We start from the raw sequence: 15,513 nt of genomic DNA, 5'->3' as shown, positions 1-15,513 counted from the left end.
AGTGCGGTGAGCGCTCCGGGTGCGGTGGTCATGAGGACGTTTTCAGGGCGGCGAGCCTGGCCTCGACCTCCGCACTGTCGCCCACGCTGTCCAGCTGCTCGAACTGGGCGTCCAGGGACGATGCGGCGAGCTCCTGCTTGCCCATCGCTTTCGCCTCCTCCCGCCGGACCTTGTCCTCGAATCGGCTGAGCTCACTGGTCGGGTCGAGAACATTGATGTTCTTGACGGAGTCCATCATCTGATTCTGTGCCTGGGCCGACTTGGCGCGCGCGACCAGCTCGTCCCGCTTGGACTTCAGCTCCTTCAGCTTCGACTTCATCTGATCCAGGCCGGATTTGAGCTTGTCCACCACCACCGTCTGCGACGCGATCGTCGGCTCCGCGGTCTTCGCCTCCTTCTCCGACTGGAGCTGCCGGCCGAGCGCGACCTTGGCCAGGTTGTCGAACTTGTCGGCCTCCGCCCCTGATCCGGCGGCCCGTAGCTCGTCCGCCTTGCGACTGGCGGCGAGGGCCTTGTCGCCCCATTCCTTGGCCGCGTCGACATCCTCGCGGTGGTCCTGTTCCATGAGCCGCAGATTGCCGATGGTCGCCGCCACCGCCTGCTCGGCCTCCGAGATGTTCGCCGTGTAGTCGCGGATCAGCTGGTCCAGCATCTTCTGCGGATCCTCCGCCTGATCCAGCAGGGCGTTGATATTGGCTTTCGCCAGCTGAGTGACGCGGCCGAGGATGGTCTGCTTGGTCATGGCACCTCTCCTTTGTATGACACTACGAACGCCGTTACGGACCGTGGGAACGCTCCCCGCGCATGCTCTGCCGATGGTTCAGAAGCGGCCGCCGCCGCCCCGCCGGCCGCGAGTGCCCCCGCCGCCGAAGCTGCCGGGGCCGCCGCCTCCGCCCCCGCCGAATCCGCCGCCGAACCCCCCTCCGTAACCACTGCCGCCCCCGCCGCCCAGGAGTCCGCCGAGGATGATCCCGCCGAGGACCGCGCCGCCAACCCCGCCGCCCCCTCCTTGTACACCGCCCGGGCCGTTCCGGTTCCCGTACGCCCGCACATCCTCTTCGGCCAGGCTCCGCGCCTGTCCGGCCAGTGAGTCGGCCTGATGAGCCTCGGCCAGCGCACCCTGTGGATCGTCCGTGCCTGCCAGCTCCCGGGCCCGCTCCAGCCGCCGCTGGGCCTCCGCGAGCCGGGTCCGGGCCTGGCTGCCGACGGCCCCCCGATTCGTTGTGATGTAGTCCGCAGCGGCAGCGATTGCCGAGCGCGTGGTGAGCATCGCCTGGTCGAGCAGGGACCGGGCCCGACGGTCACCCTGCTCCCGTTCGCGGGCCCCGGCCAGCGCCTCGTCCAGCGCGGCATCGGCCTCCTCCACCCTGCGCAGCACATCGATCGGGTCGTAGCGGCCGGCCTGCATCTCCCTGCTCACGTCGCCCAGTACCGACTGTGCGCGGGCGATCCGGCCGCGCAGATCCGCGGTCGACACCCCCTCCGAGGTGCCTTCCAGCAGCCCGCCCGCATCGGCCAGATCGGTCTCCGTCTCGGTGAGTGCGGCCGGCAGTGCCGCCGCTGCCTCCGCGAGCTCCCGGGCACGCCGGTCCACGGCGTCGACGAGCGTGGTCGCCTGGTCGACCGCACCCTCGGCCGCCCGTACATACACCGCCGCTGCCGCGTTGTTTCCCTTGTCCACCGCCTGCCTCGCCTGGTTCAGGCTGGAGGTCGTGAAGACGAGGCGGTCCTTCGCCTGCTCGATGTCGTCCGCGACGGAGGAGGAGGCCGAATCCGCGTACCGGCTGCGCATCGAGGCGAGGGCGGTCTCGGCCGCCGAAGCCCGGACCGCGAGTGCACGGAACGCGGTCTCGGCTGTCGCAAGCGCCTGTGGAGCGTTGCGTTCCAGCGCGCGCAGCCGGTCGAAGTCCTCGGAGACGGTATCGAGACGGGCATTGGCCCCCGTGCAGCGGTTGGTGATCTCGTCCAGCATCCGGCGACGCTTCGCATCGTCCTCCGGGACTGCATCGTCCAGCTGCTGACGCAACCGGAACGCGGCAGTCAGCTCGCCTTTGGCGAACGTGACGGCCTCGGTGAACGGGGTGGCGGCCTCTTCCCCGAACTGCGCGGTGGCAAAACCGAGTTCCTCCTCACTGGTGCGGACCGCGTCATCCGTCTCGACCAGCGCCTGTTTGGCACGGGCATCGAGCCCCGGCAGCGGAGTCGGTGGCCGGGGCGGCCCACCCGACGGTGCGGCGCCGTGTCCCCAGGCGGCCGATCCGGGTGTGGTGCGGGTCGTGGTGCGTCGTTTCCGGCGGGTGTACGCATAGGCGGCGACCGCTCCCGCCCCGCCGATGAGGACCACGGGAAGGATCAGGTCCCCGGTGCTCGTCCCGCCGGAACTGCCTGTTCCGGGATCGGCGATGCCGGGTGTGATGGTAGGGGTGGGCACAGGCTTCCCGGCCACTACGGCGGCATAGCCGTTGGCCGCCCCGATCGCGGCGCCCGCCCAGTCGTTCTGCTTGAGGGCCGGCTCGATGGCCGTGCTCGCCACGTCCCGCAGCTGGGCGTCGGTGAGGCGGGAGCCCGGGTCCACGGTGTACGCGTACTGCCGGTCGTGCGTGGCGACGGCGAGCAGCACGTCGTCGAGACCGAGACCGTTCTTGTCGGCCGTCGCATCGGCCCAGTTCTGCGCGGAACGGCCGGAGAAGTCCCGTACATACACGACGAAGAGCTGGATGCGCCGGTCTGCGTAGAGACGGTCGAGTGCGGCGACCACCTGGCCCCGGCGGTCGCCGAGCGCACCCACCTTGTCGGTGATCTGCCCGTCCCGGGACAACGTGACGGGGTCGTCGGCACGAGCGGCCGGCGCAGCGGGAAGGGCCAGCCAGCACACCGCCATCAGCACGGCGACGAGGGCCCGGCCCGGTATGAGAATCCGGGTACGGCTCACGAGCTGCATCACATGTGTGAGGCTATGTCCACCCTCAGTCACCCGCGACCCGGCGATCCACCGGGGGACCGTCACGAGGCCGGACCCGCCGACGGTCCTACCGCAGACGCCGTGCGGGATCGACGACCCCGTCGTTCAGGCGCATCCCCCACCCCGCCTCGGGGCGCCACGGATGACCGGGCGCGCGCGGATCGGCCGGGGGCCGGCGCAGTAGTTGCGCGTCGAGCCGGGTGATCCGACGTCCCAGCTCGGCCTGCGGCCGTGGTGCGAATGCGGACAGGATGTCGCCCAGCACGTCCCGGGCACGGGTCACGTTCGAGCGGGAAGCCATGGCAGGGTCAGCCGGCGAGGGACACAGCGTGCGGCCGGGGGAGGCAGAAGAGGGAGCAGTTGTGGTGCAGGGCCGCTGCGGTTCACCCCGGGAAGATCCCGTACAGATCGCTCTCACGCTCCACGCGACGGATCGCGGCGCCGGTGAGGAGGGAGAGCCGATGAATTCTGCCCGGGTCGGACAGTCATCCGGGTGTCCTCCGCAGGGCGGTGTGCAGCGCGCCGGGCCGCTTACGCGGCATCGGCCTTTCGGCGGTGGGACATCATGCCGGTCATACTGCCACGGCACACCGACAATCAGGGGGTAACCGGAGTGCGTTCGCACATGAAGGGCATGGCCGGCGCTGTGCGGAACTGGGCGGCCCGGTTCCGCTGGAATCGGTTGTGGCGGACCTGGCCGCGGCGGATCGCGCCGGGACTCGTCCTGGTGATCGTGGTTCCGCTGCTCACCGCGGGTGTCACCCTGCGGCTCAACTACTCCGGCGACCCGGGCGCCGGCACCCGTACCCGCGGCCGTGATGCCGTCTGGCTCGGGCACGCCTGGGTCGACGGGCGCAAGAACGGCAGGGACCTGGCCGCGTTCGCCGACCGGATCCGTGGGACGGGGATCAAGGACCTGTACGTGCATGCGGGGCCTCTGGAGCACAACGGCACACTGCCCGCGACCCGCTACCCGAAGGTTCGGTGGCTGGTCGATGCCGTGCATCGCACCCTGCCCGGCATCCGGGTGCAGGCCTGGCTCGGGGACGTACTCGCCACGGAGGGACCCACTGGTCTGCACCTTGAACGGGGTGCTTCCCGCACCGCCGTGGTCGACTCCGCGAGGCAGATCCTCGATGCCGGTTTCGACGGTGTGCACTTCGACCTCGAACCTCTGCACTCCGGCGACCGGCACTACCTCTCGCTCCTCGACGACCTGCACGCCCTCACGAAGGCCCGCAGGGCCCCGCTCTCCGTCGCCGCTCACCAGATCGACCCGCTGCCCGCCGCGCACAGTGTCGTGGGCACACTCAGCGGCAGTCCCAAGTGGTGGTCGCAGAAGTTCTTCGGGCAGGTGGCGCGGCGCGTCGACCAGATCGCCGTCATGTCGTACGACACCTGGATGCCGCTGGAGGGCATGTACGGCGGTTACGTCGCCGAGCAGACCGCGCTCGCCCTGGAGGTGACACCCCCGGGAACCGATCTCCTGATGGGTCTGCCCTTCTTCCACGAGGACGATCTCGGACACCATGAGGCGGCGGAGACGGTCGCGGCTGCGGTCCGAGGCACCAGACTGGGTCTGGCGCGTACGGACCGCGGCCGGGAACGGTTCGGAGTCGCGCTCTATGTCGACTTCGCGGCGCGGGAGGGCGACTGGGCGGCTTACCGCGAGGGATGGAACTGACCCCGGAACCGCCCTTGCTTCACGCCGCCGCAGGTCAGATGGAGAACTGCTCCTTGGCGAGCAGAGGACGCACCTTCGACCGGAACCCACTGGTCCGGAACGGCCGTTGCAGCAGCCCGGGGCGGATTGCCTGGGCCAGCGCGGCGGCGATCATGCCCTGGTCGAGGGCGAGCATGTAGTCGCTGACCCGTCCCGTGCGGACATTGACGGAATCCCGGAAGCCGTAGCCCTCGTGGTAGGCCCCGAAGTCGCGGTCGAGCGCCCGCAGGTTGGCGACCGCCTCGCCCGGTGCGTACGGCAGGGCGAGGAACGAGGCGTGCGGGGTGACCACACCATTGGTGAAGGCCGACGCGGGCGGCAGCGGAGCGCCGTCCGCGGTGTACGTGCGATCGGTGTTGGAGGCATAGCCGCCGACCTGCATGCCGATGGCGTCGACGCCGTACTCCTGGTACCCGCCCTCGGGGATGTTGGCGGGGGAGAAGCCCCAGTACCCGTACTCTGCTTCCTTCATACCGTGTTCGATCTGGCTGCGGACGTAACGCTGGTGGGTGAGACCCCAGGACCGCGGCGACCACTCCGCCTCCGGCACGAACAGCGGCACCATGAGCGCCTCGAACATCGAACCGCCCCAGCTGGGAACGATCTTCCGGCCGCGGTGCGTGTAGTGGCCCTGCCACACCCGGACGCCGTCCATGGCGACGTACGCACCCTGCGGATGCTGCTCCTGCTCCTGCTCGTGCTCGTGCTCGGGGAGCATCGTGCGCAGCAGGTGCCAGTAGTGGTCGGCGGGCAGCGAGCCGTCCGCGATTCCCAGATAACTGGCCATGCGGGGCTCGGTGTTGAGCGCGCCGTAGTGGTGCCCGGTGGGCTCCTCGGTGTCGGGCCAGAAGCCGCCGCGCAGCTGACCGGGGCCGGCGACCGGGTCGGCAGCGTCGTAGGGCGTGTAGTAGTAGGACCAGTCGGCGGTCGCCAGGATCCGGGCGACGCGGGGGCGCAGCGCGGCTGAGGCGTCGGCGGCGATGCGCAGGCCGGTGATCAGCCAGGCGTTGTCGACGGAGGAGAGGAACGGACGGACCGGGTCCCCGGTGCCGGGCCACTCGGTCAGCACCGAACCGTCGTGCGCGTCGTACCAGTTGAGCCAGAAGCCGTGGTGGCGCTCCAGCTTCTCCACGGTCCGGACGGTGCGCTCCAGCCTGCGGTGCATCGTGGCTTCGCTGATCACGCCGAGACCGGCGGCGGCGACGGTCGACCAGAGGCCGCAGCCGATATTGGTGGGCGACGTCTGGCGGGACTGGACGGGGCCGCCGGAGCCGCTGACATCGATCTTGTCCGTGGCCAGACCGAGGTCGGTCGTCATGGCCTCGATCGAGTGATACGTATCGCGGAACCAGCGCAGCAGCAGCGGTGTATCAAGAGCATGAACAGGTTGCGCGGCATGCGCGGATGGAACGGAACGAGCGCCCGGCGAGGCGGCCACGGACTGCGCGGCGCTCGCGGAGGACGCGGATATGGCCCCCAGGGACAGGGCGGCAGCCCCGGTCCCGGCGGCGGTGACGAATGTGCGACGGTCCATGAAGATCCAGCTCCCAGTGGCAGAAGGGGGAAGGGGGAATTTCGTGGCGTGCTCGACGCGGCGGTGGAGAAACTGCCGCGGGTGTGGCTGCGGCGGTGGCGCCGTTTTCGGGTGTGTCCGTCGGCGCGGCCGAAGCCGTGGGGCTTCGGCCGCGCTGAACGGAGCAGCACGGGGACCGGCGGCCGTCAGGTTCCGTCGGCTCCCGTACTGAACGGGGCCGTCAGGTGGCTCCCGGTCTGTGGGTTGCCGTCAGTCGGCGATGCGCGGCAGCGTGCGGGTGCGGCCCATCTCGCCCAGCCAGACGGCGGACGGCTTCGGCAGCCGTTCGAAAGTCTCCGGGTCCCAGCCGATCAGGCCGAAGGTGGGCTTGTAGGAGCCCCACTCGTAGTTGTCGAGGGCGCTCCACGCCAGGTAGCCCGTGATGTTGAGGCCGTCCTGCAGCGCGGCGGCGACCTCGTTCAGCGCCCCGGTGTAGTAGTCGACGCGACGGCTGTCGTCATCGGTCGCGATGCCGTTCTCGGTCACGATCAGCGGTACGTCGCGGCCGACGACCTCGGCGGTGTGGCGCAGCGCGTAGCCCACCGCGGACGGGTAGTACTCCCACTGGGTAAGAGTGCGCTCGACGCCGTCGGCCGTCGGGATCGGGCCATCTGCGCCGATCTTGGTACGGGTGTAGGACTGGACGCCGATCCAGTCGTCGCCGCGGGCGGCCTCGATGAAGATGTCCTCGCGCGGGTGGCGGTACGCGGCGGTGACGTCCTCGGCGCCGGGCAGGGCCTGGTAGACCTGGTTGGCGATGGTCCAGCCGACCTGGATGTCGGCGTTGATCGCCTTGACCTCCTTGACGGCCGCGTGGTGGGCGGCGATGACGGCCTGGGTGGTCTCGTCGTCCGGGGTCGGCAGACCCGCCGGCGGGAAGCTGTTGTCGCCACGCTTGGCCTGGCCGGCCATCACGGCGATCATGTTGGGCTCGTTGATGGTGCACACGTGGCTGACGTCCTGGCCGATCACCGGTGCGCAGGCGGCGACGTAGCGGGCGAAGAGCTCGGTGGCACCCTCGGCGGTCCAGCCGCCGCGCGCCTCGAACCACTGCGGCACGGTGAAGTGGTGCAGCGTGATCATCGGACGCAGGCCGCGCGAAACGGCGCCTTCGACCATGCGGCGGTAGTGGGCGAGCTCGGCCCGGGAGAACCGGCCCTCGGCCGGCTCGATGCGCGCCCACTCGATGGAGAACCGGTAGTCGGTGAAGCCCAGTCCGGCGAGCACGTCCATGTCCTCGTGCCAGCGGTGGTAGCTGTCGCAGGCGTCCAGGCTGGGCTCCTGGATGTGGGTGCCCGCGGCGTGTTCCTTGACCCACCAGTCGCTGTTGGTGTTGTTGCCCTCGATCTGGTGGGCGGCCGTGGAGGCACCCCACAGGAAGCCTTCGGGGAACGGGACCTGGGTGTGAGTCATCGCAAAATGTCTTTCTGGTGCGTGAAGGGGGGGCCGGCGGGGGTGCGGGGTGCGGCCTCGTACGAGTCGGTGGGGCGGGCTACTTCATGCCCGCCGTGGCGATGCCCTGGGTGAAGTGCCGCTGCAGTGCGATGAACAGGATCAGTACGGGCAGCACGACCAGGAACGCTCCGGCCATCAGCATGCCGTTGGAGCCACCGGCCTTGTTGGGGTCCGTGGCGAACGTCGCGAGCGCGACCGGAAGCGTGTATTTGTCCGGGTCGTTGGTCGCGATCAGCGGCCAGACGAAGTTGTTCCAGGAACCGAGGAAGGCGAAGATCGAGAGCGTTGCGAGGGCGGGCTTCACCAGCGGCATCACGATCCGCCAGAAGATGTACCACTCGCCGGCGCCGTCCATCCGGGCTGCTTCCAGCAGCTCGTCCGGGATCGACTGCATGAACTGCCGCATCAGGAAGACACCGAAGGCTCCCGCGGCGAAGGGCAGTACGAGACCCGCGTAGCTGTCGATCAGTTGGAGCTTGCTCATCAGCACGAAGAGCGGCAGCAGCATCAGGTTGCCGGGCACCATCAGGGCGCCCAGGACCAGCCCGAAGATCTTGTTGCGCCCGACGAAGTTCAGCTTGGCCAGGGCGTAGCCGAGCATCGAGCAGAACACCAGGTTCGAGACGGTGACCAGCACCGCCACGATGACGGAGTTCATGAAGTACAGCGGCAGATCGAGCTTGTCGAGCAGGTCCCGGAAGTTGTCCAGGGTCCACTCGGTGGGGATCCACACGGGCGGGCTGGCCGACAGTTCGCTCGACGTCTTGAAGGCCGAGAATGCCATCCAGAGGAACGGGGCGGACATGACCAACAGGCCGACCGCGAGCAGGATGTAGATCAGCAGCCGCTTCGGGTTCCGGGTCCTCTTCACGCCCTGGGGCCTGATCGGCTCCTTCGACGGCGCCGCCGGGACGGCGCCGGGTGCACGGGTGGCGCTCATTTCGTGTTGTCCTTCAGCAGTCGGAGCTGGAGCACAGTGATGCCCATGATCACTACGAAGAGGACATACGCCATGGCGCTCGCGTAGCCCATGTGGAAGAAGTTGAAGCCCTCGCGGTACATGTTCAGCGAGACGGTGAGGGTGGAGTCCGAGGGTCCGCCCTGCGTCATCACGAATGGTTCCTCGAAGACGTTGAGGTAGCCAATGGTGGTGATGACCGTGGCGTAGAGCAGCGTCGGCCGGAGCAGGGGCACGGTGATCCTGCGGAACTCGTGCCAGACACCGGCGCCGTCGAGCTTCGCGGCTTCCCGTACCTCGGTGGGAATGGCCTGCAGTCCGGCGATGAAAAGCACCATGACCGTGCCGAGGTTGCGCCATACCGCCATAGCGATCATCGAGGGCATCGCCAGCGTCTCGGAGCCGAGGAAGTCCGGCGGGGTGAGACCCACTTCGGTGAAGAGGCCCGCGATCAGTCCGTCGCTCGGGTCCAGGACGAACCGCCAGACCACGGCGACGGCGACGATGGTGGTGACCACCGGGGCGTAGAAGCCGACCCGGAAGAAGGTCCGGGCCCGGTCGATGCCGTTGTTCAGCAGCACCGCGACGACCAGTCCGAGGAAGATCGTCAGGGGGACGCCGATGACCACGAAGTACGCCGTGTTGAAGAGCGACTTGAGGAACTTCTCGTCGCCGAACAGATTGGCGTAGTTCTCGAAGCCGATGAAATTCGCGTCCAGCGGGTGCGTGACATTGCGCAGCCCGAAGTCGGTGAAGCTCATCAGCAGAGTGGCGAGGATCGGGAACGCCATGAAGACGGTGAAGAGGACGAGGAAGGGGGTGGAGAACAGCCAGCCGGCCGCGTTCTGCACACCCATCGACGGCCTCTTGCGACCCCGGCGCTCCTGGGGCCCGGCGGCCGGGGACTGGGAGGTCCCCGGCCCGGCCTGCACCTTGGCCGGCTGTGCGGCCTTTCCGGTCATGGTGCTCATGGCTCCTACTTCACGAGGCCTTCGATCTGGGACTGCGCCGTCTTCAGCGCGTCCTGGGCGGAAGCCTTGCCCTGGGTGACCTTCGCGATGGCCTGGTCGACCTTGTCGGTGATCTCGGTCCACTTGGCGAGCGAGGGAGCGGCCTTGGCGGTGTCCATCTGCTTCTTGAAGACCTGGAGGTTGGCGTCGTCGGCGAGTGCTCCGGAGGTCCAGGCCGCGGTGTTGGCGGGCAGGTCCTTGGTGCGCTCGTACCAGTCGGCCTGGCCCTTGGCGTCGGTCAGGTACTTGATGAACTCCGTGGCAGCGGCCTTGTGCTCACTGTCCTTGGAAACCACCAGCGAGGAGCCGCCCGCCATGGAGACGGAGGACTTGTCGGCGGGGACGTTGGCCACCGCCCACTTGCCCTTGATCTGCGGCTGGCCCTCGTTCAGCAGGGTGACGTGCCAGGGGCCGCCGAAGAACATCGGGACGCGGCCGTTGCCGAAGTCCTTCACCACGTCGTAGCCGGGCGCCACGGACTTGTTGGAGAGTCCCTTGTCGAAGTACGAGCCGTACTCCTTGAGCGCCTTGACGGCCTCGGGGCTGTCGATGACGGCTTCGCCCTTGTCATTGACGATCTCGCCGCCGGCCGAGTACAGGAAGGAGTAGAAGTTCTGCACGGTGTCCAGGCCGCTGGGCTGGATGGACAGGCCCCACTTGGTACCGGCCTTCTTCTGGTACGCGGTGGCGAGATCCTGCATCTCCTTCCAGTTGGTCGGAGCCTTGTCGATGCCGGCCTTCTCGGCCAGATCGGTGCGGTAGTAGAGGACGCGGGTGTCGACGTACCACGGCACGCCGTACGCGGTGCCGTCCACCTCGCCCTGGTTCCAGCCGGACGGGAAGAAGTCCTTCTTGTCGAAGGTCTTGGTGTCCACCGGTTCCAGGACACCGAGCTCGGAGAACTCGCCCATGTAGCTGCCGCCCATCTGCGCGACGTCCGGCATGGTGCCGGCGGCGGCCGCGGAGACGAGCTTCTGGTGGGCGACGTCCCAGCCGACCGGGGTCACCTTGACGGTGATGTTCGGGTGCGACTTCTCGTAGACCTTTGCCACATCCGCGAGCCTCTCGCCCTCGGCCCCCATGGCCCAGACGGTGAGCGTCTGCTTCTTGTCCGCGGCGACGTCGGCACCGGAACTGCCACATGCAGTGATACCGAATGCGAGCGCGACTGCGATACCGACCGAGGCGGTTCTGGCGGTGCGGGACATGGAGGGCTCCTCCTCGAGCAATCCGGATGTATGCGCTGCCTGTAAGCGCATACATCACTCTGCGACACGGGTTCGGAGATGCGCAAGGGGGTGCTAGGTCACACTCGTGCAACGTGCTCGTCATCTAAATGTTCAACTTTGGAACGGTAGGCGGTGTGTTTGCGAATATGAAGAGGATGTGACCCATTTTGTAGGGCACCGCGCCGCCCGAGGTTGGGCGATATTGTCGTGATCATGTCTTCGTTTGCGCATGATTTCCCGTTCGATACGTCCTACGGGTACACGCGGGACGAGCTGCTGAGCGTCCCCGCGCCCGCCGCCCCGGACGATTTCGCGGCCTTCTGGCGAGCCCGCCACGACAAGGCCCGCAAGGTCGCCGCGGAACCGGAGATCGGACGGCTGGAGGACGAGCGGGACGGACTGCGGATCCACGGTGTGACGTTCACCTCCGTGGGCGGGGTCCGGATCGGCGGCTGGCTCGCCCTGCCCGTCGAGGGTGTCGCGGAGCACGGATTCGTCATCGGCCACGGGTACGGGGGCCGGCAGGAGCCGGGGCCCGATCTGCCGCTGCCCCTGCCCCGGTCCGCCGCGATCCTGCCCTGTGTGCGCGGCATGGGCAGCCGCGGTCTGTGGCCGGGAATCCCCGATGTGGCCGACGCGCATGTCCGTCACGGCATCGGGTCGCGTGACACGTATGTCATCGGCGAGTGCGTGGCGGATCTGTGGTGTGCCGCGTCGGCGCTGCACGAACTCGTTCCGGAGCTGGCCCCCGGGGGTGGTCCGGGGGCTCCCCGGCTCGGCTATCTCGGGGAGAGCTTCGGCGGCGGGCTCGGTGCGCTGGCCCTGCCGTGGGACGACCGGTTCGGCGCCGCGCAGCTGACGGTGCCCACGTTCGGCAACCACCCGTTGCGGCTCACGCTGCGGTGCGTCGGCAGCGGTGAGTCGTTGCGCGCGTACCACCGGGACCATCCCGAAGTCACCGAAGTGCTGCGGTACTTCGACGCTGCGACGGCCGCCGCGCAGCTGGAGCTGCCGACGCTGGTGGCGGCAGCGCTGTTCGATCCCTCGGTGCCGCCGCCCGGCCAGTTCGCCGTACACAATGCGCTCGCCGGACCGCGTGAACTGCAGGTGCTGAGCGCGGGGCATTTCGAGTACGAGGGGCTCGTCGGGGAGGTGGCCCAGCTGCGGGGGAACCGGGAGCGGTTCTTCGGGGCGCATATGGGCTAGGGGTGTCCGGAGGGGGCGTCGGGCCGGTCGGGCCGGGCTCGCGCGTCCAGGCACGCACAACTGCCGGGTCGGCTCGGCCTCATGCGCCGGACGGTCCGGGCTTCGCGGCTCGTCCGGCGCATGAGGCAGCCGCAGCCCGTTCGGCGGGCTCAGACGCAGCCGCAGCTCGCCCGGCGGGCCAGGGATACCTGGAGCATCAGGGATACCGGCTCGCGTTCCCGGTCGCCCAGGCGCTGCACGAGCAGTTCCACCGCCTGCTCGCCCAGCTGCCGGATCGGCTGTCGTACGGTCGTCAGCGGCGGTCGTACGATCCGGCTCAGCGGGATCCCGTCGAACCCGGTCACGGCGAGGTCCTCGGGCACCCGCACCCCGCGCCGTTCCAGCGCGCGCAGCGCGCCCACCGCCATCTGGTCGTTGGCGAACAGCATGGCCTGCGGACGTTCGGTGTCACTCAGGCCTGCGTACCGGTCGAGCATGGCTTCCGCCGTCCGGGCGCCTTCGGCCTGCGTCATCATCTCGGCCCGCATGTCCGGTGCGTCCGGCACCGGGAGTCCGGCGTCGCGGCAGGCCTCCTGGAAGCCGCGGAACCGCGCCTCGGCGTCCGGTGACGCCACCTCGCCCCCGATGAAGGCGAGTCTGCGCAGCCCGTGGTCATCGATCAGGTGACGGGCCAGTTCGCGTTCGCCGTCGGCGTTGGCCACGACGATGTGGTCGAGGTGGTCGATCTCGCGCGGCCCGGCGAGCATCACCACCGGCAGCCGGCGCGAGATCACTTCGAGATCCTCGGTCGGCACGGTCTGTGCAAGCACCGCGAAGCCGTCGACCCGGCCGGCCACCTTCGCGACAAGGCTCTCGGGCCCGCCCTCCAGTGACGCGGCGATCAGCAGCGCGTACCCGTGTCGCCGTGCCGCGCGTTCCATGCCGCGGATGATCTGGTCGGAGTAGAGCATCACCGCGTCGTCGGCGTCGCTGTCCGCCTCCGCGTCGGCCTCGGCGTCCGGGTCGGCGTAGTCGGGGAAGCAGAGCCCGAGCACCCCGGTGGTGCGGCTGGCCAGGCCTCGCGCGTTCCCGCTGGGTACGTACCCGAGCTCGCGGGCCGCATCGAGGACCCGCTCGCGGGTCTGGGCGCGCACGGAGTCGGGGTTGCGGTAGACCCGCGAGACCGTCGCAATCGAGACGCCCGACCGCTCTGCGACGTCGTACACCGTTGGGGCACTCACCCGAACCGACCGTCCGCTTCTTCTTCCCGTACCTACACACTTTGAAAGCGCATTCACCCTAGATCGCACGCCACGCCGCGAGCAAGGCCGCATGGAAAATGGACAGGCAACCTTGCAAGATGGCCTGTGCATCTTTTACGATGGACTCATGCGGGAACCATCGTCCGAAGCCACCACCGCCGAGCCGGGCGGCGAGCCCAGCGCGGAGCAGGTCGCGACGCAGCTGGCGTCCGTCGTCAGCCGCCTGCTGCGTCGACTGCGCACCACATCGTCGGACAGCCTGCTCACCCCGACCCAGCGCGCGGTGCTCTCCCGCCTCGGCCGGGAGGGCCCGGCCACCACGGCCGCGCTGGCCCGCGCCGAGTACGTACGGCCCCAGTCCATGCGGCTGACCCTCGGGGCGCTGGAGAGTCAGGGGCTCGTCGAGCGGGCGCCGGATCCTGTCGACGGCCGGAAGTCGGTCATGTCCATCACAGATGTCGGCCGGACCACGCTCGACGCGGTCCGCGCCGCCAAGCACAACTGGCTCGCCGAAGCGATCGCTGCCGAGCTCGACGGGGCCGAGCGCCGTACCGTCGCCGAGGCCACGGCCCTCCTGGACCGCCTGGTCGAGCAGTGACCGCCCCGGAGCCGATGCCGACACCGGCGGCGGAGGCGGACACGGTGAAAGTCGAAGTGAAAGTGACAAGCGACCGGCCGGCCCCGCAAGCGACCGCGACGGCCACCTCTACCGGCCTCGGCCGTCTTGCGGCCACTTCCTCCGGGCACCCCGCAGCCGCCTGCCCCGGTTTCAGTGCGCGCCTCACCGCACCGCTGCTCCTCGGCTCCCTGCTCAACCCGCTCAACACCACCATGATCTCCACCGCCCTGGTGGCGATCGCCCACACCTTCGGCATCGGTGCCGCCGACACCGCCTGGCTCATCTCGGTCCTCTACCTCGCCAGCGCCGTCGCCCAGCCCGTTCTCGGCAAGCTCGCCGACGTCATCGGCCCCCGCCGCGTCTTCCTCGCCGGTCTGGTCGTCGTGATCGCCTCCGGCCTCGTCGGGACGTTCGCGCCGAGTTTCGGCTGGCTGATCGCATCCCGGCTGCTGCTCGGCATCGGTACGTCGGCCGCCTACCCGGCCGCCATGGCGGTGCTGCGCGACGAGTCCCGGCGGGTCGGCCGCGCCACCCCACGTCCCGTCCTGGCCCGGCTCTCCTTCGCCGCGCTCGGCAGCGCCGCCGTCGGGCCCACGCTCGGCGGGCTGCTCGTCATGGTCGTCGGCTGGCGGGGCATCTTCGCCGTCAATGTGCCCGTCGCCCTCATCGCGTTCGGCTTCGCGCTGCTCTGGATCCCGGCGGATCCGCCGCGCACGCGTGGAGCCGACGGTCGTGCGCCCCGGCTCGACCTGGATCCGCTCGGCATCGGCCTCTTCTCCACCGTCCTGACCGTGCTGGTCTTCTTCCTGCTCGATCTCGCCCACCCGATGTGGTGGCTGCTCGCGCCCTTCGCCGTGTTGACCGGTGTGCTGGTGTGGTGGCAGCTGCGCCGCCCGCGGCCCGTCATCGACCTGCGGATGCTCGCGAGCAACGCAGCGCTCGCCCGCACGTATCTGCGGCACGGACTGAGCTACCTGTTGATCTACTGCGTGATGTACGGCTATACGCAGTGGCTGGAGGAGGTACGTGGCTACTCCTCCGGCCACACCGGACTGCTGATGCTGCCGATGTCACTCGCCGCACTGGCCTGTTCGCTGCTCGGAGCCCGGACGAAGGACATCCGCGGCCCGCTCGCACTGGCCTGTGTGCTGCTCACCGTCGGGGCCGCGATGCTGGCGTTCCTCTCCGGTTCCACGCCGCTCGCCGTACTGCTGCTCGCCGGCGCCTGCTTCGGCATCCCGCAGGGGCTGATCGGTACGAGCAACCAGGCCGCCGTCCAGGCGTACGCGCCGCCCGAGAGCATCGGGTCAGCCGCCGGACTCCAGCGCACCGCCCAGTACATCGGGGCGATCGCCGCGTCCAGCCTGATCGCCCTCGCCTACGGTCGGTCGGCGAGCGACGGCGGGCTCCATCTCATGGCAGCGGTCTCCGTCGTACTCGGCCTGCTGCTGATCGTCCTGACCCTCACCGACCGCGCCCTGCGCACCCGCACCTGACCACCACCGGCACCACCCGTCCCCCCAAGAGGAGCGCCATC

General features: G+C 69.3%; 13 protein-coding genes. 4 read left to right on the top strand and 9 right to left on the bottom strand.

All coding sequences use genetic code 11. The annotated features are described in order from the left end of the window. Positions 1–28: 28 nt before the first annotated feature. The 3 genes from OHA03_RS08550 to OHA03_RS08540 form a co-directional block, all read right to left on the bottom strand. Positions 29–742: a PspA/IM30 family protein gene (locus tag OHA03_RS08550; protein ID WP_267002346.1), complete on the bottom strand. Its 714-nt coding sequence runs from the start codon at positions 740–742 to the stop codon at positions 29–31. 78 nt (positions 743–820) lie between these two features. Continuing rightward, complete coding sequence (locus OHA03_RS08545) at positions 821–2,941, bottom strand: TPM domain-containing protein (RefSeq protein ID WP_267007976.1); 2,121 nt, start codon at positions 2,939–2,941, stop codon at positions 821–823. Positions 2,942–3,029: 88 nt separating this feature from the next. Next, complete coding sequence (locus OHA03_RS08540; RefSeq protein WP_267002344.1) at positions 3,030–3,263, bottom strand: hypothetical protein; 234 nt, start codon at positions 3,261–3,263, stop codon at positions 3,030–3,032. 333 nt (positions 3,264–3,596) lie between these two features. On the opposite strand from OHA03_RS08540, the gene OHA03_RS08535 reads away from it, so the two are divergent. After that, positions 3,597–4,646, top strand: coding sequence for a glycoside hydrolase family 18 protein (locus OHA03_RS08535; RefSeq protein WP_267007975.1), 1,050 nt, complete (start codon positions 3,597–3,599; stop codon positions 4,644–4,646). A gap of 34 nt (positions 4,647–4,680) precedes the next feature. Here OHA03_RS08535 and OHA03_RS08530 read toward each other — a convergent pair whose 3' ends face one another. The 5 genes from OHA03_RS08530 to OHA03_RS08510 all read right to left on the bottom strand — a co-directional run bounded on the left by OHA03_RS08530 (position 4,681) and on the right by OHA03_RS08510 (position 10,889). Next, positions 4,681–6,219, bottom strand: a complete 1,539-nt coding sequence (locus OHA03_RS08530; protein WP_267002342.1) for a glucoamylase family protein — start codon at positions 6,217–6,219, stop codon at positions 4,681–4,683. Positions 6,220–6,468: 249 nt separating this feature from the next. Continuing rightward, positions 6,469–7,671 (bottom strand): glycoside hydrolase family 1 protein, encoded by a 1,203-nt coding sequence (locus OHA03_RS08525; protein ID WP_267002340.1) that lies wholly within the window; start codon positions 7,669–7,671, stop codon positions 6,469–6,471. A gap of 79 nt (positions 7,672–7,750) precedes the next feature. Beyond that, entirely contained in the window at positions 7,751–8,653 is a 903-nt protein-coding gene (locus OHA03_RS08520) for a carbohydrate ABC transporter permease (protein ID WP_267002338.1), read from the bottom strand. After that, positions 8,650–9,642, bottom strand: a complete 993-nt coding sequence (locus OHA03_RS08515) for a carbohydrate ABC transporter permease (RefSeq protein ID WP_267002336.1) — start codon at positions 9,640–9,642, stop codon at positions 8,650–8,652. The genes OHA03_RS08520 and OHA03_RS08515 overlap by 4 nt, the downstream gene beginning before the upstream one ends. A gap of 5 nt (positions 9,643–9,647) precedes the next feature. Further along, positions 9,648–10,889: a sugar ABC transporter substrate-binding protein gene (locus tag OHA03_RS08510; RefSeq protein ID WP_267002334.1), complete on the bottom strand. Its 1,242-nt coding sequence runs from the start codon at positions 10,887–10,889 to the stop codon at positions 9,648–9,650. Between the two features lie 234 nt (positions 10,890–11,123). Between OHA03_RS08510 and OHA03_RS08505 the strand changes: the two genes are divergently transcribed. Continuing rightward, a complete protein-coding gene (locus tag OHA03_RS08505) occupies positions 11,124–12,116 on the top strand; it encodes an acetylxylan esterase (RefSeq protein WP_267002332.1) in 993 nt (330 codons plus the stop codon). 149 nt (positions 12,117–12,265) lie between these two features. On the opposite strand, the gene OHA03_RS08500 is transcribed toward OHA03_RS08505, so the two are convergent. Next, positions 12,266–13,336 carry a LacI family DNA-binding transcriptional regulator gene (locus OHA03_RS08500; RefSeq protein ID WP_267002330.1) on the bottom strand — a complete coding sequence of 357 codons (1,071 nt, stop codon included), beginning with the start codon at positions 13,334–13,336 and terminating at the stop codon, positions 12,266–12,268. Between the two features lie 148 nt (positions 13,337–13,484). Here OHA03_RS08500 and OHA03_RS08495 point away from each other — a divergent pair, with 148 nt between their 5' ends. Together OHA03_RS08495 and OHA03_RS08490 are read left to right on the top strand one after the other, a co-directional pair. Further along, complete coding sequence (locus OHA03_RS08495; protein ID WP_267002328.1) at positions 13,485–13,955, top strand: MarR family winged helix-turn-helix transcriptional regulator; 471 nt, start codon at positions 13,485–13,487, stop codon at positions 13,953–13,955. Positions 13,956–14,011: 56 nt separating this feature from the next. Further along, a complete protein-coding gene (locus OHA03_RS08490; protein WP_267002326.1) occupies positions 14,012–15,472 on the top strand; it encodes an MFS transporter in 1,461 nt (486 codons plus the stop codon). Positions 15,473–15,513 lie beyond the last annotated feature (41 nt).

Origin of the sequence: Streptomyces sp. NBC_00154 (assembly GCF_026342835.1) — a bacterium.
Lineage (GTDB): Bacteria > Actinomycetota > Actinomycetes > Streptomycetales > Streptomycetaceae > Streptomyces.
This window is presented reverse-complemented; position numbering and strand designations above follow the sequence as displayed.

Excerpts from the sequence above, each read along its gene's own strand:
- OHA03_RS08510 (WP_267002334.1), bottom strand. The coding sequence starts at position 10,889 with ATGTCCCGCACCGCCAGAACCGCCTCGGTCGGTATCGCAGTCGCGCTC.
- OHA03_RS08540 (WP_267002344.1), bottom strand. The coding sequence starts at position 3,263 with ATGGCTTCCCGCTCGAACGTGACCCGTGCCCGGGACGTGCTGGGCGAC.
- OHA03_RS08530 (WP_267002342.1), bottom strand. The coding sequence starts at position 6,219 with ATGGACCGTCGCACATTCGTCACCGCCGCCGGGACCGGGGCTGCCGCC.
- OHA03_RS08545 (WP_267007976.1), bottom strand. The coding sequence starts at position 2,941 with ATGCAGCTCGTGAGCCGTACCCGGATTCTCATACCGGGCCGGGCCCTC.
- OHA03_RS08550 (WP_267002346.1), bottom strand. The coding sequence starts at position 742 with ATGACCAAGCAGACCATCCTCGGCCGCGTCACTCAGCTGGCGAAAGCC.
- OHA03_RS08495 (WP_267002328.1), top strand. The coding sequence starts at position 13,485 with ATGCGGGAACCATCGTCCGAAGCCACCACCGCCGAGCCGGGCGGCGAG.
- OHA03_RS08520 (WP_267002338.1), bottom strand. The coding sequence starts at position 8,653 with ATGAGCGCCACCCGTGCACCCGGCGCCGTCCCGGCGGCGCCGTCGAAG.
- OHA03_RS08505 (WP_267002332.1), top strand. The coding sequence starts at position 11,124 with ATGTCTTCGTTTGCGCATGATTTCCCGTTCGATACGTCCTACGGGTAC.
- OHA03_RS08515 (WP_267002336.1), bottom strand. The coding sequence starts at position 9,642 with ATGAGCACCATGACCGGAAAGGCCGCACAGCCGGCCAAGGTGCAGGCC.
- OHA03_RS08525 (WP_267002340.1), bottom strand. The coding sequence starts at position 7,671 with ATGACTCACACCCAGGTCCCGTTCCCCGAAGGCTTCCTGTGGGGTGCC.
- OHA03_RS08535 (WP_267007975.1), top strand. The coding sequence starts at position 3,597 with ATGGCCGGCGCTGTGCGGAACTGGGCGGCCCGGTTCCGCTGGAATCGG.